This is a genomic window from Carnimonas nigrificans ATCC BAA-78 (assembly GCF_000526695.1).
GTDB lineage: Bacteria > Pseudomonadota > Gammaproteobacteria > Pseudomonadales > Halomonadaceae > Carnimonas > Carnimonas nigrificans.
On record NZ_JAGO01000010.1, the window covers coordinates 363,427 to 387,238 of the forward strand.

Genomic DNA, 23,812 nt, shown 5'->3' on the forward strand with positions numbered 1-23,812 from the left:
TTTTAAAAACGGACTGGATTCTTGCCGATTCGACAGCAAACCTATGAAAGCCCATCGTCCTGTGCGTGGATATGCGCCACAAAAGAGTGATACTGCTGACGCGTCATCACCTCAGTGGTTTCGGTATCCAGATCGTGAATAACCGTCAGTTCACCGCTTTTCAGCTGCTGTTCGAGGTGATCGACCCACCCTTCACTGCCAGCGCTTGAGGTATCGGCGGTATCGTAGCCCTGCCGCGTGGCAAATTCCCCCAGCAGCGCCCGTCTGAGTTCAGCGGGCAGCTCCTGATAGCCAAGCATGACAAAGCGGGATGGTAGTTCACTCATCGCTGGCCTCACTGCTGATCGCTGCGTCACGTTCAATCCCCGCCAAACGCTCAAGAAAGCTTGCTTCGTCGATCACCTCAACGCCAAGCTGCGTCACGTTCAATCCCCGCCAAACGCTCAAGAAAGCTTGCTTCGTCGATCACCTCAACGCCAAGCTGCTCGGCCTTGGCAAGCTTGCTGCCCGCCCCCGGCCCCGCCACGACACAGAAGGTTTTCTTCGACACACTGCCCGCTACCTTAGCCCCCAACTGTTGCAACCGCTCCTTGGCTTCATCACGGGTCAACTGTTCAAGGGTGCCGGTCAGCACCCAGGTTTGGCCTTCCAGCGGCTGAGGACGATCAGCGCTTTCGACCTCCGCCCAATGCACACCGGCCTGTTGCAGCGCTTTGACGGTATCTACATTGACCTGCTGGCGGAAGAAGGTGTGAATATGGCGCGCCACGATTGGCCCCACATCCGGCACGCTCATGAGCTGTTCAAGGGCAGCGCTCATTAGCGCCTCCAGCGAGCCGAAACGATTTGCCAGCACAGCGGCGGTTGCTTCACCCACTTCACGAATACCAATGGCATAAATAAAGCGTGCCAGGGTGGTGCTGCGCGCCTTATCCAGCGCAGCCACCAGATTGCCCGCAGACTTCTCCGCCATCCTCGGCAATTCGGCCAGTTCCGCCACGCCCAGCCCAAACAGGTCGGCGGGGGTCTTGACCATCTCGCGCTCTACCAGCACGTCAATCAGCTTTTCGCCCAGCCCGTCGATATCTAGCGCCTTCCTGCTGGCAAAGTGCTGCAAGGACTCCTTGCGCTGCGCAGGGCAAAACAGCCCCCCCGAACAGCGCGCCGCTACTTCACCTTCCAGACGTTCGATCTGGGAGCCGCACACCGGGCAGTGACTGGGCATAACGATTTCATGCGTATCATCAGGGCGCTGGTCGATGACGACCTGCACAATCTGCGGAATCACGTCCCCCGCCCGCCGCACGATCACCTGATCGCCGATACGCGCATCAAGCCGCGACACTTCGTCCATGTTATGCAGAGTGGCGTTGGTCACCGTTACTCCCGCCACCTGCACCGGTTCAAGCCGCGCTACCGGTGTAAGCGTACCGATACGCCCCACCTGAAACTCGACCCCCTTGAGGGTGGTCATCTTCTCTTCGGCGGGAAACTTGAAGGCAATGGCCCAGCGCGGCGCACGCGAGACAAAGCCAAGCTCGGCCTGCTGCGCCAGCGAATCAATCTTGAGCACCGCGCCATCAATGTCGTAATCAAGGGAAGCACGACGCTCGCCCATCCGCTGGCAAAATCCGATAACGCCGCTGGCCCCCTGCACGATGGCCAGTTCGGGATTCGAGCGAAAGCCCAGTGCCCGCAGTCTAGCCATCATCTCGGAGTGCGTATCCGCCCATTCAGCGCCTTCCAGCTGCGCCACCTGATAAGCGAAAAATTCCAGCGGCCGCTGGCGGGCAATCGAGGCATCAAGCTGACGCAGGCTGCCTGCTGCAGCGTTGCGCGGATTCGCAAACACCTTGCCGTTCTCCTGACGCGCGCGCTCATTCATGCGCTCGAACCCGTGCTGACCGATAAAGACTTCGCCCCGCACTTCCAGCAGTGACGGAACATCATTCCCGAAAAGCTTCAGCGGAATCGAGTCGATGGTGCGCACATTGTGGGTAATGTCTTCGCCGGTAGAGCCGTCGCCCCGTGTAGCGCCCTGCACCAGAATGCCATCGCGATAGAGCAGCGATACCGCCAGGCCATCAAGCTTGGGCTCACAGCAAAATGCCAGCGACTCAGGATCGCTGCCCAAACGGGTGGCGGCGCGTTTAACAAAGGCGCTGAGCTCTTCATCGCTGAAAGCGTTATCCAACGAGAGCATGCGCACGCTGTGAGTCACGCTGGCAAAGTCACCTGCTACCGGCGCACCCACGCGCTGAGTCGGCGATTCAGGCGTTACCAGCGCGGGATATTGTGCTTCCAGCGCCTCCAAACGGCGCATTAACTGATCATAATCGGCATCAGGAATATGGGCTTCGTTCTCGACGTAATAGCGATAGTTGGCTTCGTCGATACGGTGGCGCAGATCGTTGACTTCATTAGCGATGTCAGCAGGAATCTCTTGAGAACTCACAGGGCGAATCCGTAGGTGCAGGACACATGTCCAGATAGAAAATAAGGCGCGCAGAAAGAAGGCGTGACAGCGTTACTGTCCAAGCCATGCGCATGGGCGACATTTTAACAGAGGAAGGGGGAGAAGAAGGAAGAAGACGACAGAGAAGCGCATGGCTGGGAGTGAGCACGGCATGCCGCTATCAAAAACGCCTTCGGCCCAAAAAGGCACGAAGGCGTTGTAAGGCGGAAGCGGACATTCCCGCTAGCGGCTATTGCGGTAGAGGTGCATGCGGCGCTCGAAGTCACCGACCCGCTGACGCAGGAAGCCTACCGTTTGCACGGTCATGACGCTTTGGTTTTCATCACGCAGCTCACCGTCAAGATTGCGCACAATGGCTTTCGCCGTTTCGTACATGGCATCGAACGCCTCGCCGATATGCTCTGCTGACGGCAGCGGTAGCAGGAAGGAGACGCAGCGCGTCGAAAACTTCTCCATGTCGAAGATCGGGAAGCGGCCCGGCTTGAGTGCGTTGATTACCGAGAACTGCAAGGGGCTGTCGGCAGCTTCCGTTTCGAAGCGATGGAACATTTCACCTTCTGACGAGTAGTTGAGGCCACAGGCGAGGAATAGCTTGGTCAGATCAAGTCCTTTGAAGCCAAGCTCGCTGCGCGATACAACGTTGATAATCACCAGCTCGTCGGCATTCCCCAGCACTTCACGCGGTACATCACCGTCAACGCGGTGGCGCAGCGCTTTTTCGATCACCGGATGCATCTTCTGTTCCGGCTCGGGCAGATCACGCACCCAATTGCGCTCGGCAGCCGGGCGTGGCGCAGGCTCGTGCTCCTCGTAACCGCGCGAGCTACCAGCGGCCGGCGCTACCCGATCATGGTGATCATCATGGCGGCGGCGCGAACGCTCGGCAGGGGCATCTTCTTCAAAGGTATCCACCGCTCCCAGATAGGGCACACCATGGCGCATGGCGGATTCACGCGGATCCGAGCCGTAGCCGCCGTCATGACGCGACGGTGCAAACAGCGGATCGTCGTCGCTGGCATGATCTTCGTGATCGGCCTGACGGTGACGATAATCATCACTTCTGAGCTGCTCGTGGCGCTGGCGCTCGTTGCGGTCGGCTTCATGCTCGGCGCGCGCCTTGCTCTCATATTCAGCGCGACGCTGCTGCTCCTGTTCAAGACGCTGCTGCTCACGCAGGCGCTCTTGCTCCTCGCGCTGTTGGCGCAACGCTTCGGCTTCACGCTCTTTCTCTTCACGCCGCTTGGCTTTCTCTTCAGCGCGGCGTGCGCGATCTTCCAGACGTTTGACCCGCGCCTGCTCACGCTTGATGGCACGCTTCTCACGGCGCTCGGCGGCCGCTTCCTGAAAGCGGTGCACACCGTCCATCGGACGTTTCACCAGAATTTCCGACAACCCTTCGTAGCGCGGGTCATCAATCTCTTCCTCTTCGCCCTGGAACATGCCGTAACGACGACCGTTGTTCTGCTCATCGTCGTCGCCTTCATACTCCTCGTACTCTTCCTCTGTGTACTCCTCCTCGGCGTACGCTTCTTCCTCATACGCTTCGGCGTCATGTACCTCAGAGGAAGGCTCGTCAGCGGTGGCGACTGGCTGGGCGTGTTTTTCCTCAGGCTGATGCTCCTGCGGCTCGCTACTTTTCGCGACAGGCTCATGATGCGCGCTGGCAGGCGCTGCCGACTCGTCTTCCGCCTCTGTCGCTGGCAACTGAGGCGCCGCGCTGGATGCCTCCGCGTGCGCAGCCGCTTCTGCTTCTGCCGCTTTGGGATCGACATCACCGGCATCAGCAATATGGGGGGCAGAAGGAGACTCAACCGCAATAGGTTCCGGCTCGACAGTGGCATCGTGCAGCGCTGTGTTGCTGCCGATATGAGGCTCGGTAAAGGCGTGCTGCTCGTCCCCCAGCCCTTTCTCGGTAAAGGGAACCCGCGTTTTAAGGCCGCGCCGCTCGAACGAGCCGCCCTGAAGATCAGGTGCCGCCACCCGCTCCGACTTGACCACTCGCGCGTTACCACCGGGCAGCTCCCACGCAGTTTCGCGGGCGCGCTCCTCTTCGCTTTCACCATCGACAAGCTGATCGTCAATCGTGCCGATCTGCTGCTGTTTACGATAGCGCCGCACACCGTCGATCACGATCACGACGATAAATACCAGCCCCAGAACAATAAGCCATTCGCGTAATTCCATGGAGTCTCGACCTGTTCACACGACCACACCACGGCGTGATCAATAAAGAAATGCGCACCCGAACATAAAGAGGATCGCGACCAGACGCTCTGCTGGGTGGAAAAACCGACCCACAAAGATGATTGTTGCAAGTTTTCCATAGAATCCAGCGGGATAACAGTAACGGTTGGTTATAGAACAGAAAAAGCGTCAAAATTATCGCTGCAAAATGCTTTAGAAACACTCACTGGCCCACTTGTCAATGCCAGTGGCAGAAAGAAGCGGTGCTGTTTTCGCCGCCTCCCTTTTAGAGCACGGGTTCTTCCTCGCTCATCATGCAAAAAGCCAACGCGATAAATGCCGGTCGTTCACGCGCACCTGACGTTTAGCGCCGACCTTTCGCTGTCACAAAGAACAGCCACTGGTGTATCGTGTTACGCTTCATGAATGGGGTCGAACTTCATCCACACCTTCAAACCGCCAGCTTCACGAGCCATACCACTGATGAGCAGCACAGCCACACCCCACGACTCCGACCCTCGCCTGTCTCAGGCGCTGCTTGCGGCACTACCGATCATGCTGGGCTACCTGCCCGTCGCATTTGCCTTTGGCGTTGCCGGTGTGGCGCACCAGGTCTCGGGCACGGCACTGGTAGCGATGTCGTTGCTGGTGTTTGCCGGCGCCAGTCAGTTTGTACTGATGACAACGCTGGCAAGCGGTGGGTCGTGGCTTTTGGTTGTGGGGCTATGCACGCTGATGGACTTTCGCCACCTCTTCTACGGGGCGATTCTCAGACAGAAGATGCCGTTTGGCAGCCGTCGGCGCTTTTTCTCGGCCTTCTTTCTTACCGATGAAGTTTTTGCCACCGCCCTCACCCGTAGCGGCTATATCACGCCACAGCAGCGCGAACGCTGGATGTTACAGGTCGGTGTGGCCGTCTATCTGGTGTGGGTTGCGGGTACCGCACTGGGCGCCGTGCTGGGCAGCCAGATCAGCGATGCCTATCCCGCCGCGATGCAGGCGATGCTGTTCTCGCTACCGGCGCTGTTCCTACTGCTCAGCCGTGAATGTACCACCGCTGGCAATCTGCCTTCGGTGGCAGTATCGGCGCTGGTTACGACGCTCTGTCTGATTGCGGGGGAGAAGCATCTGGCACTGCCATTAGGCGGAGTGAGCGGTGCGCTGGTCGCTCTTATCAAGCCGAGCAGTGCGGCGGCAAGCGAGACACAGGAGCAGCGCAATGACGTTTAGCAACGCTCTCCCCGCCATTCTGCTAATGGCGGCTATCACCTATTTATTCCGCCTGCTGCCGCTGCTTATGCGCAAGCAGACCAACGAGCTGTTCGGGGAGCGTGTCAATAACGCCCTCTCAGCGCTGGGGCCGTCGCTGCTGGTGGCGATTGCCGTCACCACCATCGTGCCGGATATCATGGAGAAAGCGCAGCAATCAACCGGCCAATTGCTGCTTTATGCGCTGGGGCTGGCAGCAGTGCTGCTGATTCACAGGCTGGTCAAAAATGTAGGCGTGACGATTTTGCTGGCGATGCTGCTCTACGGCGGGTTGAACGCTTCGGGACTGTTTTAACGCCCTTCTCTGTACATGCGTGTGGCCGGTCTTCCCGAGTTCACAGAGCACGCTCAGCGTTCATGATCATGCTGCTATGCGCAAACCATGGCGATCACGCATCGGCCAGCGCGGCAGCCGCTTCTACATCCACCGATACCAGACGCGAGACGCCCGGCTCCTGCATGGTTACCCCCATTAAACGATCAGCCGCTTCCATGGCAATCTTGTTATGAGTGATATAGATAAACTGAACGTTGGCTGACATATCCTTCACCAACCGCGCATAGCGCCCCACGTTGGCATCATCGAGCGGCGCATCGACTTCATCGAGCATACAGAAAGGCGCAGGATTGAGCTGGAAGATGGCGAACACCAGCGATAGCGCGGTCATGGTCTTTTCACCGCCGGAGAGCAGGTGAATGGTGGAGTTTTTCTTGCCCGGCGGGCGCGCCATGATCGCCACGCCGGTTTCAAGCAGATCGTCGCCGGTCAGCGTTAGCCAAGCCGAGCCACCGCCAAACACACGGGGGAAGAGATCACCAAGCCCCGCGTTGACCTGCTCGAAGGTCTCCTTGAAGCGGGTGCGCGTTTCCTGGTCGATCTTGCGGATGGCGCGTGTCAGGGTTTCAAGCGCTTCCTGAAGTTCATCGTGCTGCGCTTCAAGGTAGTTGCGCCGTTCGGACTGCTGCTCATACTCCTCGATAGCCGCCAGGTTGATTGCGCCCAGGCACTTGATGCGCTCGGCGGTCTCCTCAAGGGACGCCTGCCAGCTCGATTCCGTGGCGTCATGTGGCAGATTCTCGCTCAACTGGTCGCTATCGTGGCCCAGTTCGGCAAGATATTCGTCCTGGCTGGTGGCCTTGAGCACCAGCTCCTGTACCTGCATGCGCATCTCTTCAAGCCGCTCGCGCAGTTTTTCAAGATCGCTCTCATGGCCTTGCCGACGCAGCTCGTAATCGCGCATACGCTCGCCGATATCGCGTGACTGCTCGCGCACCTTGCCCAGCGCCTCTTCTTCACTGCTGCGCTGTGCCAGCAATTCATCCAGCTCGGCGCGCTGCTCTTCCAGCGGCTCACTCAGGTTTTCACGCTCTTCAAGCAGCGCTTCACGGCGCATATGCAAACGCTCACGCTGACCGTCGCCGCGCCCACGCGAACGCAGCATGCCTTCCCGCTCGGTATTGAGCCGCTGATATTCAAGCGCCAGTTGGCTCACCTGCTCACGGGCGGGCGCTACCGCGACCCGCGCACTGGTCAGCGCCTCGCCACCGGAACGGCGCGCCTGTTCAAGCTGCTCCCGACGTTCACCGCTTTCAAGCAGTGCCTGCTGCGCCTGTTCGACCGCTTCGCGCTGCTCTTCAAGCACCAGGGCACGCTCTTCCTGACGCTCGCGCAGCACTGCCAGCTCTTCTTCCAGTTCAGCGGCACGTCCCCCGAGATGCTCAAGTCGCGACGCGATGTTGGCCTGCGCCAGAGCAATGCGCTCACGCTCGCTGCCCTGCTGACGCTGCTGATTGGCGAGTTCGGTGAGCCGAGCGTCGCCATTTTTCAACTGATCGCGCTGCTGGGCAATCGCCACATCCAGCTCACCAAGCTGCTCATCAAGGGCAGCCAATTCCAGCTCGACGTCATCGCGGCGCTGGCGTTGACCAATCACGCCATCTTCGCGCGCCGCGCTGCCGAGCTGCCGACGCCAGCCATGCCCTAACCAGAGGCCGTCAGCGGTGATCACGCTGTGTCCGGCGGGCAAATCAGTCAGTTGCTCGCCGGCCTTGAGGGGCGATGCTGCCACATGAATGGTATCGAGCCATGGGCCTAGCGCGCCTGCGCCCTCTATCTTGCCCGCCAGGGTATTCTCACTGGCGGGATACTCACCCTCGTCGATAACGCCCAGCTCTCCTGTAGCGGGCGGCTCGATAGTAGTCACTGGCGTCGCTACGACACGGGCATCGAGCCACGGCGACAATACCCAGGAAGCGGCACTTTCCCACTCCTTGCTGACCCGCAGCCGTTCAGCCAGCTGCGGGGAGTCGCCCAGCCCCTGCGCGGTCAGATAGGCGGAAAAGCTATCGTCCTGATGTGCCAGTGCAGCGTCAATCAGCGCACTGAGCGAGGCGTGTTCACCACGCAGCTGATGCTGACGCTCCACCCGCTGTTCGCGCTCCGCGCTATAGTGCTGTAGCGCTTCCTCGACTTCGTCACGCTCGGCGTTCAACAGCTCGCGCTGCTCATCCAGCGCGGCGAGCGTCTCTTCGAGTTCAGCCAACTGTTCAGCATAGGTTTCACGCTGCTCTTCAAGGCCCGCCAGTTCAGGAAGTTCGCTGCGCTGAGCCTGACGACGCGCCAGTTCGGTACTGATCGACTCAAGCTCGCGCTCCAGGCTACGCACGTCGCCCTGCAGACGTTCGACCTCGCGGGCGCGGGCGTTATCCTGCGCCACTGCATCATCCCAGGCCGCCTGACTGGAAGTTTGGCCTGCTTCGACCTCTTCCAGCCGCGCCTGCAACAGTTCGAGCTGCTGCTCCGCCTGCTCGCGCTCCGGCCCAATCTCTTCAAGACGCTGTTCAAGCTCGGTCAGCCGCCCTTGATCCTGCTCTTCGAGCGTCGCCAGCTCCTGCACTTCGCGATCAACACCGTCGAGATCAGTCGCAATCTGACGATGACGCGCCTGGGCGTTGTCGATCCACTGTTCGATACGGGCAATCGCTGCGCTGGTTTCGGAAAAGCGGGTTTGCTTGCTGTCGAGTTCTACGGCTAGCTGATCGTGATCCAGACGGGCCTGTTCGAGCAGACGCTCCGCTTCACGTACCCCATACACATTGCGCTCACGCTCGATCTCAATATCACGCACCTGCGCTTCAGCCTGCTGCTGACGATCCCGCAGCGCACGGGTACGCATCAGCGCCAGCTCACCCTTGAGACGATGTTCCTGCTCTTTCAGCCCTTGATAGCGCTTGGCAGCATCAGCCTGCCGCTTGAGGCGTTCAAGCTGCTTATCGAGTTCTTCGCGCAGGTCATTCAGGCGCTCCAGATTTTCCTCGGTGCGACGCATGCGATTTTCGGTTTCGCGACGTCGCTCCTTGTATTTGGAAATCCCGGCGGCTTCTTCGAGGGTAGCGCGCAGCTCTTCCGGGCGCGCTTCAACCAGACGGGAGATCATCCCCTGACCGATAATCGCGTAGGAGCGTGGGCCAAGCCCAGTGCCAAGAAACAGATCGCTGATATCGCGCCGACGGCACTTTTCGCCATTGAAGAAATAGAGCGACTGGCCGTCGCGCGTGACCAGACGCTTGACCGAAATTTCCGCGTATTGTGCGTAGGCACCGCCCAGCTTGCGCGAAGGCTCTTCAGGATCATTATCGAAGGTGAGTTCAATGGAGGCCTGGCCGACTGGCTTGCGCCCGGTCGAGCCATTGAAGATGACATCGGCCATCGACTCGCCGCGCAGCATCTTGGCGGAAGATTCACCCATCACCCAGCGTACCGCGTCGATAACGTTGGATTTGCCGCAGCCATTAGGCCCGACGATGGCCGTCATGTTGCTTTCAAACGGTACCGTCACAGCGTCGACGAACGACTTGAATCCCACCAGTTTGATAGATTTAAGCCGCATGGCGCTTGACTATACCCGCTTGCTAGGCAACCGCATCTGAATGAAGCTGCGCGTCATGATTAGTGCCGCCCTCCCGCTGGGAATAGCGCAAGGTACGGCACCCTGGTGTTGAAGGAGCCCCTGCAAGGCTACCCTAAAATGAGCTATCTCGCGCAAGGCGACAGATCAGGACAACGCCTGCGACCGTCACAATGCTCAACATCAGCGCAGATTATCATTGGCGGGTGGTCTCAGGCGAGCCACCATTATCGGCCTGCGCCAAACGCTGGCGAGCCAGCGCAATGCCTTGACGCAAGGTGGCTTCATCGGCGCTGTTCGATTGCCCTGCCAGGGCCAGCCGCCAATGGTCAATGGCGTTCTGGTAGTTGCCCTGAGTGAACGCAGTGAAGCCCAGCAAGCTATGCATGGTGGGCTGGCGCGGATCGAGGCGCTTGACCTCATCGAGGGTAGACATGATATCGCTGTTCATGACGCGCCCGGCAGCGAAGAACTTCGCCTGTGCCAGCTCTGCCAGCAGCGCAGGGTCATGCTCGGCATGGTGCAGCTCGATCACCCTGGAGAGTGCATGCACGGCATCCTGATAGCGGCCGGTATCACGATACAGAGGATAGAGCAGCTCCCATACATCAGCGTTGCTCGGGTGCTGTCTGGCTTCAGCTTCAAAGCGCTGAATATAATGCTCGGGAGAAGTATCACCACTCTGCTCCACGCTTTGGCGCACGCCATAAAGCTCCACGTTACTGCTACTGCCGGTAAGGAGATAGGCTGTCCAGGCCACAGCCACGGCAACCACTATCGCCAGCGCCCACCACAGCGACCCCTGATAAGGTTCCGCCAGCTCTCTTTTATGCATCGTGGTACTGTCGCTGAGCAGGCTGCGCTCCAGATCAAGACGCGCCTCGTTGAACTGCTGGGCGGAAAGCTGCTGTTCATCACGCTGCTGCTCAAGCTCTGCCAGCCGCGTATAAAACACCCGCACGTTGGATGCGGTCGCGCTGTCTTCCTGCTCAAAGCGCTGCTGCGAGCGGGCAACCTGTGGGGCCAGCCGCCACGCCCATAACGCAAACAGTGCAAACACCACCACCAGCAGTGCCATTCCTAACCATAGCGCTATCATCAGCGCGCCTCCCTGTTACTGCTCTGCTGCTCGCCGTGACGTGCCAGCAGGCTTGCCAAGCGCGCACGCTCGGCCTCATCCAAATCATTCACCCGTAGCCGACGCCGGCGTCGGATCAGTAGCGTCAGCACCACTGCTCCCAGCACCACCGCAACCGCAGGCAGCCCCCACAGTAGCCAGGTGCGGCGCTCGATACGCGGCTTGTAGAGGACGTATTCACCGAAGCGCTGGACCAGGTGGTGGCGAATCTCGTCGTCGCTCTGCCCTGCCTTCAGCCACTCGGCAATACGCTGACGAATATCGGCAGCGATAGGCGCTCCCGAACTTGCCAGGCTTTCATTTTCACACTTGGGGCAGCGCAGCTCTTCGGTCAGCGCGCTGTAGCGCTGGCCCAGCGCAGGGTCCTGAAATTCCGGCGGCCCGTTATCCGCCAGGCTTATCCCCGCCGACAGACACAGCAATAGTGCCGCGACCGCCAGCATCATCCGCTGAAGCATTGCGTTAAACCTCACTGCTGCAACCTCTTAAGGGTCGGCATAATGGTGTTGTCGACATCTTCTGCGGTGATATACCCCGTGTGGTGATAGCGAATTACCCCATTGGCATCCACGATAAACGACTCAGGAGCGCCATAGACGCCGAGATCAAAGCCCAGAGAGCCATCAGGATCGAAGATATTGAGCGCAAAGGGGTTGCCGAAATCACTCATGAACTTGTCGGCTTCACTACGCTGATCCTTATAATCGACGCCTACGATGCGCACCCCGCGCTGAGCAAGATCAAGCAACTGCGGCATCTCCTGCTTGCAGGTAGGACACCAGGCCCCCCACACATTCACCAGGGTCACCTGCCCCTTGAGCACCTCGGGCGTGACCTGCTTGTTCTCATCATCGACCGTCGCCAGCGTAAAATCGGGGAACGGCGTACTCAGAAGCGCCGACTCGCGATCGGTGGGGTTGTTCCCTAACCCATGCCACAGCAGTACCGCCAGCCCCACAAAGATCACCAGCGGAATGAACAAAATCGGTTTGGCCTTCATGCCTGCGTCTCCTTCACTGAACGGCCGACACGGCGGCGTTTCTGACGATAGCGCTTGTCGCTGGCGGCCAGCAGTCCGCTCACTACCATCATCAGCGCGCCCGCCCAAATCCAGCGAACAAAGGGTTTGACCTGAATGCGCAGCGCCCAGGCTTCGCCATCCAGAGGTTCACCCAGCGCGACATAGAGATCGCGGAAGAGATTGAACGACAGCGCCGTTTCGGTCAGCGGCTGGCGCGTCACCACATAGATCCGTTTTTCAGGGTACATCGTGCGCAAGCGCTGCTGGTGGTGCGTTACCTCAATGGTGCCGCGCGTCGCCACATAGTTGGGGCCTTTGATATCATCGAGCGACTCCAGGGTGAAGTGATAGCCGCCGACCTCCACACTGGTGCCCGGCGCCATGCGCACATTCTTCTCAACGCTGTAATGCGACACCAGCACAATGCCGACGATAGTGACCGCCAGCCCAATATGCCCAATTACCATGGCGTAGTGGCTGCGCGGCAGCTTGCGCAGCCCCGCCAGACCCGCACGACGTAACTGGTGAATAAAGTCACGCAGCAGCGGCAGCGTAATCCAGAGTGCCATCAGCAAGCCAATGGTAACGCCGAGGCTCCATTCACCGTCATACAGCAACGGTGCAGCTATCGCGATGACCAGCGCCGCCAGCGCTCCCCAGCCGCTGCGTTTAAGCAACACCTTGAACGGGGTGTCCTTCCACTGCGAAACCGGCCCCACGCCCATAAAGATCGCCAGCAGCGCCGATAGCGGCACAAAGATCATGTTGAAGTAAGGTGGGCCCACCGAAATCTGGCCGAGATCCAGCGCGTTCAGCAGCAGCGGATAGAGGGTGCCAACAAGCACCGTCAGCAGCATTACCAGCAGCACAATGTTATTGATCAGCAGCATCGCTTCACGGGAGAGCCAGGAGAAGGCTCCACCGCCGCTGACGCGCGGCGCACGCAGCGCATAGAGCAGTAGCGACAGCCCTACGGTAATGCCCAGCAGCACCAGAATATAGTTGCCGCGTGAAGGGTCATTGGCGAACGCATGCACCGAACTGAGCACACCGGAGCGCACCAGGAAGGTGCCCATCAACGACAGCGAGAAGGCGGTAATCGCAAGCAGCACTGTCCAGCTTTTGAACGCGCCACGCTTCTCGGTAACAGCCAGCGAGTGAATCAGCGCGGTGCCCGCCAGCCACGGCATCAGCGAGGCGTTTTCAACCGGGTCCCAGAACCACCAACCGCCCCAGCCCAGCTCGTAATAGGCCCACCAGCTGCCAAGGGCAATGCCCCAGCTCAGAAATGCCCACGCGACGACCGTCCAGGGGCGTGCCCAGCGTGACCAGATGGCATCGAGACGACCGCCCAGCAGAGCGGCAATCGCAAATGCGAAGGCGACCGAGAAGCCAACATAGCCCATATAGAGAATAGGCGGATGAACGATCAGACCAGGGTCTTGCAGCAGCGGGTTGAGATCCACGCCATTTTCCGGCGGGTTCGGCAGCAGGCGTGCGAAAGGGTTCGAGGTGATAATGACGAAGCTGAGGAAGCCGACGGCGATCAGCCCCATCACGCCCAGCACGCGGGCGAGGAAGTCACGCGGCAAGCGTTTTGAAAACAGCGTGACCGCCACGCCCCAGCCCGCCAGAAGCAGCGACCACAGCAGCATGGAGCCTTCATGCCCGCCCCACACGGCACACAGCTTGTAATACCACGGCAGCAGCGAGTTGGAGTTCTCAGCCACATAGGCCACGCTGAACAGGTCATTGGCGAAGCTCAGGCTGAGCATGACATAGGCCACCGCCACCATGACGAACTGAGCCACGGCCATTGGCTGGGCCACGGCCATCCACAGCGGCTTGCGCCACCAGGCGCCGAGCAAGGGAAACAGCGCCTGCACGCAGCTGGCAACAAAGGCAAGAATCAGGGCGAAGTAGCCAAGTTCCGGTAACCACTCAAGGAACATTCAATCATCCACTATCAGGCTATGGCGCGATCGCAAACGCTATGTGCTGCGCAGATCGGGCCAGGTGAGTCAGTCGGTTGTTGCTGTGTGATTATCATTCTGATGGTCAAGGCGTCGTTCCAGACCGCTAACCGTTGCAGCGCTTTGGATCGCCTGGGGCGAAATGCCAGCATCAAGCTGGAAACGGTACTGATGCGGCATTTCTCCGCCCTTCTCAAGCGCCTTGACGACTTCAGGGGGCGTGTACTTCTCATCATGCTTGGCGAGCACCTGGGTGGCATCCAGATCGTGACGATCATCCAGCTTGCCTACCACCACCACTCCCTGTCCTTCACGAAACAGATCGGGGAGGATGCCGTCGTAATGAACGGTCACATCATCCGCGAAATCTGTGACCACAAAGCTGACCGACACGCCGTTGGGATCACGCTTTACGCTGTTGAGGCGCACCACGCCACCTGCGCGCAGCGATTGCCCCATGGGGGCTGCTCCGCTGGCAATTTCGCGCGGCGTGTAGAACAGGTTGATATTGGAGCGCAGCGCGTAAAGGATCAGGCCAATCGCGATGCCGGCCAGCACCAGCAAACCGCAGATCAGCACCAGACGCTGGCGACGTTTTGCATTCATGATGGAGACCTGCTGTCGGTGGAGACGTGAGCGCGTTGAGGGCTATCGTCAAGGGCCTGGCGACGGCGCTCCTGACGTCGGATATCGGCAAGCACAGCGCGCCGCTCGTAACGCCCATAGAGTGCCGCAATAAGCAATATGCCCAGCACTACCGCAAAGGCGGGCCACACAAAGCGTGCGTAGCCATTCATGGCAAGGAAATCGGAGAGCGAAGCAAAGTAGATGGTCATGATGCTTTCCCCGTACCCAAGGCAATTTCCTTCACCCAGCGAGAACGCGCTTCACGCTTCAATAGCTGGTTGCGAGTGCGCGTCAGCGTATATGCTGCGAAGAACAGATAGAAGCCCAGCACGCTGAAGAGCAGCGGTAGCCACATGGAAGCGGGCATCGCGGGCGCCTTGTCGAGACTGAAGGTGGCCGGCTGATGCAGGGTATTCCACCACACCACCGAATACTTGATGATCGGCAGGTTCACGACGCCAACCAGGGTCATGATGGCCGCCGCGCGCGCGCCGCTGTCACGGCTGGTGAAACTGGCGCGCAGCCCGATCACACCGAGATAGATGAAGAGCTGAATCAGCATCGAGGTGAGGCGTGCATCCCACACCCACCATGTGCCCCAGGTAGGAATGCCCCACACCGCTCCGGAAAAGAGCGCGGCAAACGTCATCGCAGCCCCGAACGGCGCCATCACCATCGCCGCGATGTCGGCAATCTTGATCTTCCAGACCAGGAAGATAATGGCCGAAACAGCCATTACCGCGAAGCAGGATTGCGCCAGAATCGCAGCGGGAACATGCACGTAAAGAATCCGCGCAGAATCGTGCTGATAGCGATCAGGAGGAGCGATTGCCAGCCCCCACACGACGCCTACTATCAGCAATATCAGCGCGGCACTCCATAGCCACGGCAGCCAGGGGCCGGTAGTGGTATAGAACCACTTGGGAGAGCCCCATTTATGTATAAATCGCCACATGCATTTGCCAATAAGTCGTTATTAATGAGTGCCTCATCGCACACATCACCCTGCTGCCAGTTATCGCGGCAGAGCTTGCTAGTCAGAAAGCGTTAGTCGCAGCGCGGCGGCTGTTGCCCAGGGTGCCAGCCCCAGAGCAATCGCCAGCATCGCGCCCATCAGGGCGAGCTGCGGCGCAATACTCGCCCCTTGAAGGGCTAGCTGCGCGGCACCGGCCCCGAAAATCAGCACCGGCGTGTAAAGAGGGAGTACCAACAGAGAGAGCAGTACACCGCCACGCTGCACGCCCAGCGTGAGCGCCGCTGCGATACTTCCCACCAGACTGAGGGTGGCGCTGCCCAGCGCCAGGGTAACCGCTACCGCCCACCACTGCTGCCACGGCAGCCCCAGCATGGCGCTGAACAGCGGCGAAAACAGCGCCAATGCGAAACCAGACACCAGCCAGTGGGCCAGCACCTTGGCAACAATCAGCGGTGCCTGCGGATGCGGCGACAGCATGAGCTGTTCCAAGGTGCCATCATCGTAATCGTTACGAAAAAGGCCATCCAGCGACAGCAGCATCGCCAGCAGCGCTGCCACCCACAAAAGTCCCGGTGCCAGTTCAGCCAACCGCTGCGGCTCAGGCCCCAGCCCAAGCGGAAACAGCACCACCACCAGCGCGAAAAAGAGCAACGGCCCCGCCAGCTCCTGCCGGCGTCGGAACCGCAGCACCAGTTCACGCTTCAACACGCTACAGAAGGCGCGCCGCAGGCTGACCCTGGAGTGATCAGAGCTCGACATGGTGGCCTCCGCGTCCATCAAAGCGAATATGCCCTACGCTGCCGCTCAGCTCCAACGGGTGGTGGGTCGTGACCATCACGGCACCGCCTGAATCACGATGCTGGGCAATCCAGCGCTCCAATTGCTTAACACCTGCGGCGTCAATGGCGGTAAACGGCTCATCGAGTATCCACAGCAAGCGAGGTTCAAGATGCAGCCGTGCCAACGCCACACGACGCTGCTGGCCTGCCGACAATCGCTCTACTGTCACATCTTCGAAACCGCGAAGGCCCACCGTTTCCAATGCCTGCCAGCGGCGCTGCTCGGCATTTGGCGCACGGTATTCAGCCAGCGCCTGATACCAGGCGAGGTTTTCGAGCGCCGTCAGTCCTGCCTTGACGCCAGAGTGATGGCCCAGATAAAGCAGATCGCCGCGCAAGGCGCGAGCATGACGATCCAGTTGCTCGCCTTGCCAGTACAACTGCCCCTGGTACTCGGCAAACTGACCGCTGAGTATTTTCAAAAGCGTTGTCTTGCCACTGCCGTTAGGGCCTTCGATCCACGCCAGCTGTCCTGCTTCAAGGGAGAAGTCGAGGGCCGAGAAGAGCACGCGGTCATCGCGCTCGCACCCAAGTCCAACGGCAGACAACAGAGCTGGCACTGAACATTACTCCGGTTAGAATGAAGTCGCTACACGCCATCAAGCCGATTGATTACTGCTATCACGCGCTTTAAAAGGTCGCCGATTATACAGGGTGATCGCTGCTCGCCTCTACCCACGTGCACACGCTTCCTTTTTATTGGATATTCACGCTACAACTGCTCGACAACTGTTTGCACATACAGTATCTTTTTTTCGGCATACAGGATAACGCTTGCGTATCACTCGCCCTTATCGAGAAAGCGGCAGCGCCTGCCTGCACCTGGTAAAACTGCGCAAGATACCGTCGGCGCAGCGCAAGGCCACTACCGTTTGCATGTACAGGCCCACCGTTTTACAGGGCGATCACTTTAGCTATCGCGACCTTTCGCACTACCGGGCGAGCCGTCGCAAGGAGACTTCTGATGAGTACTGCTGTTGAACCCAGCTTTTTCTCGCGGCTACCCAATGTCCCTCTTAATGTGGATGCGTGGGAGGCTATTGCGGCAGGCAGCATGACAGAGATCCCTCTGCTCGGTAATGTAGCGGCGGGAATGCCCATAGAGGCTTGTCTTGAGCAGGAGAAAGTGTCGGTGCCGACCCGCCTGGTGCGCCACAACACCTACGCTTTGCAAGTGCGCGGCGACTCCATGATCGAGTGCAATATCTTCGATGGCGACATTATTATCATCGAAAAAACGGAGTCAGCCGAGAATGGTGAAACCGCTGTGGTGATGATCAATAACCGTGAAGTAACGCTCAAAAAGCTCTACATCGAAAAGAACGGCGTGCGTTTGCAGCCTGCCAACCAGTCGATGCCCCCGATTTATCTGAAAAACGGCGACATACAGGTACTCGGGCTGGTAATGGGCGTCGCTCGTCGCCCAGCTCAGGCGGCCTGATGGCAACCGCGCACCGCTATCAGGTACCCGCCGTCGCAATGAGCAACCCTCACTGCGCCGAGTTTGAGGTCAATAAAAGCCGGTTCATCGCATGGGTTGCACGCTGCGAAAGCATTGCGGACGCCCAGCGTCTCGAACAGCAGGCGCGAACTACCTATGCCGATGCGCGGCACCACTGCAGTGCCTTTATCGCTGGCCCTCCCGGAGAGCAGATCGCCATTGGCTTTTCAGATGATGGTGAGCCGGGAGGAACCGCAGGGCGTCCTATTTATCAGGTGCTTGCCGGCAGCGGCCTGGGCCAGCTTGGCTGTATCGTGATCCGCTACTTCGGCGGTATCAAACTGGGAACCGGCGGGCTGGTCAGGGCCTATACCAAGGCGGCCCTGCTGGCGCTTGAGCAGCTCCCCACCCAGTCGTATGTCAGCACCGAGCAAGTACATCTGCAAGTGGGCTTCAGCGATGAACACCCTGCCCGCCAATGGTGCGAAGCAGCCGGTGCGCGCATTAGCGATGTTGCCTATTCCGCCAGCGGGCCGGTACTCACTCTGGACTGGCCCTGCGATCAGCCGTTGCAGCTCGATCAACTGGCACTTTCACTTGCCACGCCACCGCAGTTGATTGAGGCTGACACTCCATAAGCAGCACACGGAGTCGGTTTCCTTGCCTACTTCCCCCCTGGCCGATGACAAATTGTCCCCCAAGGTACCTGACCAGCTCCCGCTGATGAGCATTTTATGAATCATCATCGAGCTAATCGGGAATATTCAAAAAGCCAGCGCTTCGCATCAAAGCACTGGCTTTTTTCTTTTAGCCCCACATATAGCGCCACAGCCCCTTGCTCACTTCTGGCGTGTGCTGGCTTGAAAATGCTCACCTGCTTCAGCACTCGACATTATGCCAGACTCCCATGTAGAGAAAATCCTTCATTGGCAATCGGCTCAAAGGTTCCAGCTACAGAGCGGCGACAAAACGCAGCAGGCGCTGCCGCAAGCGCTCGTTTTCATCGCGCAGGCGCTGATTTTCATCAAGCAGCTCAAGCGCCAGCGCCGCGCCCTGCCAATCCAGCTCCAGTTCTCGCTGCAACCGCACTGCGCGACGCACCACCCATACCGTGCTGATGTCGAACTGCCAGCGCGGCGCCACACTATTGATCGGGGTGATAATGCCGTGCTCCACAATGGTCACCAGCGTTTCACCGGGCACCGAGGTACGCTGGCACAGCTCATCGAAGTCGAAACAATTTACACTGGTCACGAGTCACTGCTCCTCAGCGCCATTTGGCGCGTGGATTGAAGTGTTGGTGATGTTCGGCAAGCGTCTTCCATGCGGCATCATCCCCTTCTGCCGGACGCTCGGGCAGCACGATTTTCAGCTGTGCGATCAAATCGCCCTGGCCATTGCGCTGCGGCAGCCCCTTACCCTTCAAGCGCAAGCGCGCCCCCGCATGACTGTTGGCAGGCACGGTGAGCTGCAAGCGACCTTCCAGCGTCGGAATTTCAATTTTGCTGCCCAAGGCTGCTTCCCAGGGGGCCAGCGGTACCGTGAGCAGCAAATTGTGTCCATCCACATCAAAGTCAGGATGCGGAGCAAACTGCACCTTGAGATAAAGATCGCCGTTAGCGCCGCCATTACCTCCAGGGCCGCCCTGCCCTTTCAGCCGAATCCGCTCACCGTCACTCACGCCTTTGGGCACCCGCACCTTCAGGCTCTTTTCGATATCTTTGGGATATCCCTGCTCATCATGAGTGCGCAGGGTAAAACGCACCTCTTTAGGCGCAGCGGCCATGACTTCTTCCAGAAACAGAGGAAAATCAAGCTCCACATCCTGCCCGGGATAAGGCCGATGCGCGAAGTCATCGAATCCACCAAAGCCTGCGCCGCCATGCCCTGTACCGCCGCGCTGGCGTCGCTGACCGAACAGGTTATCGAAGAAATCCGAGAATTCAGATTCGCTGCCGCCCGCCTGATGAGCACCGCCCTGCTGCCAGCCATCCCATCCGGGCGGCGGTTGGAACTCCTCGCCGCCGCGATGCCCATATTGACGCAGCTGATCGTATTCGGCGCGCTTCTCTTTGTCGCCGAGCACTTCATACGCTTCACCTACTTCCTTGAAGCGCTCTTCCGCGTTCTCTTCCTTGCTGACATCCGGATGATACTTGCGTGCCAGGCGCCGATACGCCGACTTGATCGCCTTGGCGTCGGCATCTGCGGGCACATCCAGGATCGCGTAATAATCCTTGAATTCCATATATCCCCCAACGCACGGAGCAGATGCTCCTGTCACAGCGGCGCCACATTCACTCTACACCGCCCCTATTCCTCTATAAAATGGCAGCTTTTACACCATTAACAAGCGCTGCCCAGAGAATAATGATAGACGTTCCCCGCCCCGATAATGCTACTCACGCGCGCATTGGTCTAGCACCCATGGAGGGCGTAGTCGATGTACACACCCGCGCACTACTGACGGAAATCGGAGGCTTCGACTGGGTGGTGACCGAATTTGTCCGCGTGGTCGATGCCCGCTTGCCACCGCGCGTATTTACTCGGTTGTGCCCAGAGTTGATGACTGGCGCAGTGACCTCAGCCGGTACACCGGTAACGCTGCAACTATTGGGTTCTGACCCTAGGGCGCTGGGCGAAAACGCACAGCAGGCGGTGGCTTGCGGTGCTCGTTCAATTGATATCAACTTCGGCTGCCCCGCCAAGACAGTCAATCGTCATCGCGGGGGCGCATCGCTGCTGCAAAATGCTAATGACGTTTATCACGCCGTGCGAGGTGTCGTGGAGGCACTGCAAGGCAGTGGTATCAAGGTAAGTGCGAAGTTAAGGCTCGGCTTTAATACCAAACAGCTGGCACTCCATTGTGCCTGTGCCGCCGAAGCCGCTGGAGCTTCCCATCTAACGCTCCATGCGCGCACCAAAAAAGAGGGCTATCGTCCGCCTGCACACTGGGAATGGGTCGCACGCGTGCGTCAGCAGGTACGCATTCCGGTGGTGGTCAATGGGGATATCTGGTGCCTGGAGGATTTTTGGAAGGCGCGCTCACTGTCGGGCTGCCGGGACGTTATGCTAGGGCGCAGCGCACTGGCCGACCCATGGCTGGCGCTGCGCATCAAGCACTGGCAGGCCACCGGCGAACGTCTGGCGGTAACGCGCTGGGAGCAACGGGCTGAGGTACTGCAACAATTTGCCGAACGCTTGATGGCAGCACCAGCTCCGGGGAGAGCGCCAGACAAGGTCATTGTTTCGCTGCTCAAACAGTGGCTGGCGATCATGCGCCAGCACGATGCTGAATCGGCTCAACGTTTTGCTGAGCTAAAACGCATCAACCACCTGCCCGAGATGCTCGCCGCGTTTAAATAGAAGTTGCCGCCACGAACGTCATGCCACCGGGCCGCCCCTACCCTGCTTCAAGACAAGGCCGAGATTCCTGCTAACCGCTTGCTGAAACACCAGCGAGCAGCCGTTGTGCATCAGCCATGTACGATCAAGCGTGTTTCGATCGCTATCCCGGCAATTTATGCGCTGAATATTGAGTACAAGTACAAACAGAAAACCCCGAACCGGCATGTACCGATTCGGGGTTTAGAATATGGCGCGCCCGAGAGGATTCGAACCTCTGACCCCTTGATTCGTAGTCAAGTACTCTATCCAGCTGAGCTACGGGCGCTTTTTGTAGTGCTTTCAAGCTAACGTTTATTGGCGCTTGCTGCTTGATTGCGGGGCACATATTACCCACTCATGTGCAGGAATGCAAAGGTTTTTTCATATCACTGTAAAATGGGTAGCTCTTTCAGATTCAGAGACAGGTTAACCTTCCACGCACGAGAAACTGCCATGGGAACGTATACAACGTAACAGCAAGAACAGAATAAAGAGAAGCTGTGAGGAAAACCAAGAGAAAGAAAAGCAGATTACAGCAGGAAGGAAAATAAAGATGGCGCGCCCGAGAGGATTCGAACCTCTGACCCCTTGATTCGTAGTCAAGTACTCTATCCAGCTGAGCTACGGGCGCGTATGTGTAACTTGGAACGTCACACGGTGTACTTAATGGCGGAGAGAGAGGGATTCGAACCCTCGATAGAGCTATAAACCCTATACTCCCTTAGCAGGGGAGCGCCTTCAGCCACTCGGCCACCTCTCCTTAAGTACGGCGCGTATGCTATTAAATTTAGCGCGGGTTGTCTACCCCATCCCTTCGATTTTCTCTTATCAATTGAAAACGTTAGAGATGAAATAGCACAAAGCAGTCAGCCACTGATAGGGGCATCGTCGTCACGATCAATCATCGCGCCATCTTCAGCAAGGATACGCTGGTAAATCTCTTCCCGATGAACCGCAACGTCACGCGGCGCGTTCACACCAATGCGCACCTGATTTCCTTTCACGCCCAGCACCGTCACGGTAATATCATCACCTATGGTCAGGGTCTCGCCGACTCGACGAGTAAGGATCAACATAAGATCTCCTTCTCTCAGTGACGTTCCACAGTGATCGGATAAATGAATCGTCACCGTTTCAACGCACTCAATCCACTTTCTGTTTCAGTCCACTTGCTGTGCGCCGCCAGGCCTGGGCAACTGCCTATCATTGAGCGGGCTCACCGACATTCTGCTCGATAAGCCCGACCATTAATGAATAACCATAGCTGAAATATCTTCAGTCAGGCCCTGCTGCGCGAGAAAGTGAACGATCTTTTATTCTTCTTCGCTGATATCAGTACGATCAAGCCCGAATGCAGTGTGCAGGGAACGTACCGCCAGTTCGACAAACTTCTCGTCGATCACCACCGAAATCTTGATCTCTGAGGTCGATACCAGGCGGATGTTAATACCCTCTTTCGACAGCGTCTGGAACATCTTGCTGGCAATACCGGAGTGGGAGCGCATGCCTACACCAACCAGCGACACCTTGGCGATATCCGGATCACCCTTTACTTCTCCACCAAGCTCGGAAACCACCTGCTCTTCAAGAATGCGCTGCGCTTTCTTGTAATCGCCCTTCGTCACGGTGAAGGTGAAGTCGGTGCGTTCGCCGCTGGCAGAAGCATTCTGGATGATCATATCAACTTCGATATTGGCATCCGCAATAGGCCCAAGAATCTTGGAGGCCACGCCGGGCACATCCGGGGTGTCCAGTATGGTCAGCTTGGCTTCGTTGGTATTGAACGCAATGCCCGAGATCAGGGCTTCTTCCATATGCTGTGGCAATTCGTATTCCTCCGCAACAATCAAGGTACCGGGGCCATCCTCGAAGGACGAGAGCACCCGCAACGGGACGTTATATTTTCCGGCAAATTCGACAGAACGAATCTGCAGCACCTTGGAACCCAGACTTGCCAGTTCCAGCATCTCTTCCAGCGTAATGGTTTCAAGGCGCTGCGCCTTGCTGCACACGCGAGGATCGGTGGTATAGACGCCGTCAACATCCGTGTAAATCTGGCACTCATCGGCCTTTAACGCTGCTGCCAGCGCAACAGCCGTGGTATCGGAGCCGCCGCGCCCCAGGGTGGTGATGTTGCCGTTTTCATCGACACCCTGAAAACCGGCGACCACCACAACCTGGCCCGCATCAAGCTCCTGCTGCATCAGTTCGGTATCAATGGTCTGAATGCGAGCGCGTGAAAACGCCGTATCGGTACAGATACCCGCCTGCGCCCCCGTATGAGAGATGGCGGGAATGCCGCGCGCCTTCAGCGCCATCGCGAGCAGCGATACCGTGACCTGTTCGCCAGTGGAAATCAGCATGTCCAGCTCGCGGACATCGGGTTCTTCACCGATTTGCTCCGCCAGCCCGATCAAGCGATTGGTTTCGCCGCTCATTGCCGAGGCCACTACAACAATCTGATGCCCCTGCTCACGGAATTTCCTGACCTTGTCGGCGACTGCCTGGATGCGCTCAATCGAACCCACCGAGGTGCCGCCAAATTTTTGTACGTATAACGCCATGATGTCCTA

Annotated in this window: 23 protein-coding genes and 3 tRNA genes; 6 read left to right on the forward strand and 20 right to left on the reverse strand. The window is 58.6% G+C overall.

Features of this window, described 5'->3' with window-relative positions:
* Positions 1-41 precede the first annotated feature (41 nt).
* The 3 genes from L881_RS0102850 to L881_RS13345 form a co-directional block, all read right to left on the reverse strand.
* Positions 42-326, reverse strand: a complete 285-nt coding sequence (locus tag L881_RS0102850; RefSeq protein WP_025732213.1) for a YheU family protein — start codon at positions 324-326, stop codon at positions 42-44.
* Between the two features lie 77 nt (positions 327-403).
* Positions 404-2,455, reverse strand: a complete 2,052-nt coding sequence (gene ligA / locus L881_RS0102860; RefSeq protein WP_025732214.1) for an NAD-dependent DNA ligase LigA — start codon at positions 2,453-2,455, stop codon at positions 404-406.
* A 243-nt stretch (positions 2,456-2,698) separates the two neighbouring features.
* A complete protein-coding gene (locus tag L881_RS13345; RefSeq protein WP_025732215.1) occupies positions 2,699-4,660 on the reverse strand; it encodes a cell division protein ZipA C-terminal FtsZ-binding domain-containing protein in 1,962 nt (653 codons plus the stop codon).
* A gap of 483 nt (positions 4,661-5,143) precedes the next feature.
* Here L881_RS13345 and L881_RS12730 point away from each other — a divergent pair, with 483 nt between their 5' ends.
* Together L881_RS12730 and L881_RS0102875 are read left to right on the forward strand one after the other, a co-directional pair.
* Positions 5,144-5,890, forward strand: coding sequence for an AzlC family ABC transporter permease (locus L881_RS12730; protein WP_025732216.1), 747 nt, complete (start codon positions 5,144-5,146; stop codon positions 5,888-5,890).
* On the forward strand, positions 5,880-6,224 hold the full coding sequence (locus tag L881_RS0102875; RefSeq protein WP_025732217.1) for an AzlD domain-containing protein: 345 nt from the start codon (positions 5,880-5,882) through the stop codon (positions 6,222-6,224). The genes L881_RS12730 and L881_RS0102875 overlap by 11 nt, the downstream gene beginning before the upstream one ends.
* A 94-nt stretch (positions 6,225-6,318) precedes the next feature.
* Here L881_RS0102875 and smc read toward each other — a convergent pair whose 3' ends face one another.
* From smc to ccmA, 10 genes are all read right to left on the reverse strand, one after another.
* Positions 6,319-9,819: a chromosome segregation protein SMC gene (gene smc, locus L881_RS0102880; RefSeq protein ID WP_025732218.1), complete on the reverse strand. Its 3,501-nt coding sequence runs from the start codon at positions 9,817-9,819 to the stop codon at positions 6,319-6,321.
* A gap of 214 nt (positions 9,820-10,033) precedes the next feature.
* On the reverse strand, positions 10,034-10,936 hold the full coding sequence (ccmI, locus tag L881_RS0102885; protein WP_025732219.1) for a c-type cytochrome biogenesis protein CcmI: 903 nt from the start codon (positions 10,934-10,936) through the stop codon (positions 10,034-10,036).
* Positions 10,936-11,433: a cytochrome c-type biogenesis protein gene (locus tag L881_RS0102890; RefSeq protein WP_025732220.1), complete on the reverse strand. Its 498-nt coding sequence runs from the start codon at positions 11,431-11,433 to the stop codon at positions 10,936-10,938. Before L881_RS0102890 ends, ccmI begins: the two co-directional genes overlap by 1 nt.
* 11 nt (positions 11,434-11,444) lie before the next feature.
* Entirely contained in the window at positions 11,445-11,975 is a 531-nt protein-coding gene (locus L881_RS0102895; protein WP_025732221.1) for a DsbE family thiol:disulfide interchange protein, read from the reverse strand.
* Positions 11,972-13,948, reverse strand: a complete 1,977-nt coding sequence (locus L881_RS0102900) for a heme lyase CcmF/NrfE family subunit (protein ID WP_025732222.1) — start codon at positions 13,946-13,948, stop codon at positions 11,972-11,974. The genes L881_RS0102895 and L881_RS0102900 overlap by 4 nt, the downstream gene beginning before the upstream one ends.
* Positions 13,949-14,017: 69 nt before the next feature.
* Entirely contained in the window at positions 14,018-14,575 is a 558-nt protein-coding gene (gene ccmE, locus L881_RS0102905; protein WP_025732223.1) for a cytochrome c maturation protein CcmE, read from the reverse strand.
* Positions 14,572-14,805, reverse strand: a complete 234-nt coding sequence (gene ccmD, locus L881_RS0102910; protein ID WP_025732224.1) for a heme exporter protein CcmD — start codon at positions 14,803-14,805, stop codon at positions 14,572-14,574. Before ccmD ends, ccmE begins: the two co-directional genes overlap by 4 nt.
* Positions 14,802-15,551, reverse strand: a complete 750-nt coding sequence (locus tag L881_RS0102915) for a heme ABC transporter permease (protein WP_025732225.1) — start codon at positions 15,549-15,551, stop codon at positions 14,802-14,804. The genes ccmD and L881_RS0102915 overlap by 4 nt, the downstream gene beginning before the upstream one ends.
* A 78-nt stretch (positions 15,552-15,629) precedes the next feature.
* Positions 15,630-16,331 carry a heme exporter protein CcmB gene (gene ccmB, locus L881_RS0102920; protein WP_245587912.1) on the reverse strand — a complete coding sequence of 234 codons (702 nt, stop codon included), beginning with the start codon at positions 16,329-16,331 and terminating at the stop codon, positions 15,630-15,632.
* Positions 16,318-16,971 (reverse strand): cytochrome c biogenesis heme-transporting ATPase CcmA, encoded by a 654-nt coding sequence (ccmA, locus tag L881_RS0102925; protein WP_025732227.1) that lies wholly within the window; start codon positions 16,969-16,971, stop codon positions 16,318-16,320. The genes ccmB and ccmA overlap by 14 nt, the downstream gene beginning before the upstream one ends.
* A 214-nt stretch (positions 16,972-17,185) precedes the next feature.
* Here ccmA and L881_RS13705 point away from each other — a divergent pair, with 214 nt between their 5' ends.
* The 3 genes from L881_RS13705 to L881_RS0102935 are packed head-to-tail and all read left to right on the forward strand — an operon-like array spanning position 17,186 to position 18,490.
* A complete protein-coding gene (locus L881_RS13705) occupies positions 17,186-17,392 on the forward strand; it encodes a hypothetical protein (RefSeq protein WP_156926481.1) in 207 nt (68 codons plus the stop codon).
* Complete coding sequence (locus L881_RS0102930) at positions 17,376-17,852, forward strand: LexA family protein (RefSeq protein WP_025732228.1); 477 nt, start codon at positions 17,376-17,378, stop codon at positions 17,850-17,852. Before L881_RS13705 ends, L881_RS0102930 begins: the two co-directional genes overlap by 17 nt.
* A complete protein-coding gene (locus L881_RS0102935) occupies positions 17,852-18,490 on the forward strand; it encodes an IMPACT family protein (protein WP_025732230.1) in 639 nt (212 codons plus the stop codon). The genes L881_RS0102930 and L881_RS0102935 overlap by 1 nt, the downstream gene beginning before the upstream one ends.
* 313 nt (positions 18,491-18,803) lie before the next feature.
* Here the strand turns inward: L881_RS0102935 and L881_RS12735 are convergent, their stop codons facing one another.
* Complete coding sequence (locus L881_RS12735) at positions 18,804-19,106, reverse strand: chaperone modulator CbpM (RefSeq protein WP_034578254.1); 303 nt, start codon at positions 19,104-19,106, stop codon at positions 18,804-18,806.
* A gap of 13 nt (positions 19,107-19,119) precedes the next feature.
* Entirely contained in the window at positions 19,120-20,100 is a 981-nt protein-coding gene (locus L881_RS14025) for a DnaJ C-terminal domain-containing protein (protein ID WP_025732231.1), read from the reverse strand.
* A 122-nt stretch (positions 20,101-20,222) separates the two neighbouring features.
* Here L881_RS14025 and L881_RS0102950 point away from each other — a divergent pair, with 122 nt between their 5' ends.
* Complete coding sequence (locus L881_RS0102950) at positions 20,223-21,218, forward strand: tRNA dihydrouridine synthase (protein ID WP_245587913.1); 996 nt, start codon at positions 20,223-20,225, stop codon at positions 21,216-21,218.
* A 230-nt stretch (positions 21,219-21,448) separates the two neighbouring features.
* On the opposite strand, the gene L881_RS0102955 is transcribed toward L881_RS0102950, so the two are convergent.
* The 5 genes from L881_RS0102955 to L881_RS0102975 form a co-directional block, all read right to left on the reverse strand.
* Positions 21,449-21,525: transfer RNA gene (locus tag L881_RS0102955), tRNA-Arg, on the reverse strand.
* Between the two features lie 268 nt (positions 21,526-21,793).
* A tRNA-Arg gene (locus L881_RS0102960) sits at positions 21,794-21,870 on the reverse strand.
* A 36-nt stretch (positions 21,871-21,906) separates the two neighbouring features.
* Positions 21,907-21,999 (reverse strand) — tRNA-Ser (locus L881_RS0102965).
* Positions 22,000-22,105: 106 nt separating this feature from the next.
* Complete coding sequence (csrA, locus tag L881_RS0102970) at positions 22,106-22,315, reverse strand: carbon storage regulator CsrA (protein ID WP_025732233.1); 210 nt, start codon at positions 22,313-22,315, stop codon at positions 22,106-22,108.
* A 237-nt stretch (positions 22,316-22,552) separates the two neighbouring features.
* Positions 22,553-23,803, reverse strand: coding sequence for an aspartate kinase (locus L881_RS0102975; RefSeq protein WP_025732234.1), 1,251 nt, complete (start codon positions 23,801-23,803; stop codon positions 22,553-22,555).
* Between the last annotated feature and the right edge of the window lie 9 nt (positions 23,804-23,812).

Coding starts and splice junctions, on each gene's coding strand:
- L881_RS0102875 (WP_025732217.1), top strand. CDS start 5,880: ATGACGTTTAGCAACGCTCTCCCCGCCATTCTGCTAATGGCGGCTATC.
- L881_RS0102935 (WP_025732230.1), top strand. CDS start 17,852: ATGGCAACCGCGCACCGCTATCAGGTACCCGCCGTCGCAATGAGCAAC.
- ccmE (WP_025732223.1), bottom strand. CDS start 14,575: ATGAATGCAAAACGTCGCCAGCGTCTGGTGCTGATCTGCGGTTTGCTG.
- smc (WP_025732218.1), bottom strand. CDS start 9,819: ATGCGGCTTAAATCTATCAAACTGGTGGGATTCAAGTCGTTCGTCGAC.
- L881_RS12730 (WP_025732216.1), top strand. CDS start 5,144: ATGAGCAGCACAGCCACACCCCACGACTCCGACCCTCGCCTGTCTCAG.
- csrA (WP_025732233.1), bottom strand. CDS start 22,315: ATGTTGATCCTTACTCGTCGAGTCGGCGAGACCCTGACCATAGGTGAT.
- L881_RS0102850 (WP_025732213.1), bottom strand. CDS start 326: ATGAGTGAACTACCATCCCGCTTTGTCATGCTTGGCTATCAGGAGCTG.
- L881_RS13345 (WP_025732215.1), bottom strand. CDS start 4,660: ATGGAATTACGCGAATGGCTTATTGTTCTGGGGCTGGTATTTATCGTC.
- L881_RS0102890 (WP_025732220.1), bottom strand. CDS start 11,433: ATGCTTCAGCGGATGATGCTGGCGGTCGCGGCACTATTGCTGTGTCTG.
- ccmI (WP_025732219.1), bottom strand. CDS start 10,936: ATGATAGCGCTATGGTTAGGAATGGCACTGCTGGTGGTGGTGTTTGCA.
- L881_RS0102915 (WP_025732225.1), bottom strand. CDS start 15,551: ATGTGGCGATTTATACATAAATGGGGCTCTCCCAAGTGGTTCTATACC.
- L881_RS0102975 (WP_025732234.1), bottom strand. CDS start 23,803: ATGGCGTTATACGTACAAAAATTTGGCGGCACCTCGGTGGGTTCGATT.
- L881_RS0102895 (WP_025732221.1), bottom strand. CDS start 11,975: ATGAAGGCCAAACCGATTTTGTTCATTCCGCTGGTGATCTTTGTGGGG.
- ccmD (WP_025732224.1), bottom strand. CDS start 14,805: ATGACCATCTACTTTGCTTCGCTCTCCGATTTCCTTGCCATGAATGGC.
- L881_RS0102950 (WP_245587913.1), top strand. CDS start 20,223: ATGATAGACGTTCCCCGCCCCGATAATGCTACTCACGCGCGCATTGGT.
- L881_RS0102930 (WP_025732228.1), top strand. CDS start 17,376: ATGAGTACTGCTGTTGAACCCAGCTTTTTCTCGCGGCTACCCAATGTC.
- L881_RS14025 (WP_025732231.1), bottom strand. CDS start 20,100: ATGGAATTCAAGGATTATTACGCGATCCTGGATGTGCCCGCAGATGCC.
- ccmB (WP_245587912.1), bottom strand. CDS start 16,331: ATGTCGAGCTCTGATCACTCCAGGGTCAGCCTGCGGCGCGCCTTCTGT.
- L881_RS0102900 (WP_025732222.1), bottom strand. CDS start 13,948: ATGTTCCTTGAGTGGTTACCGGAACTTGGCTACTTCGCCCTGATTCTT.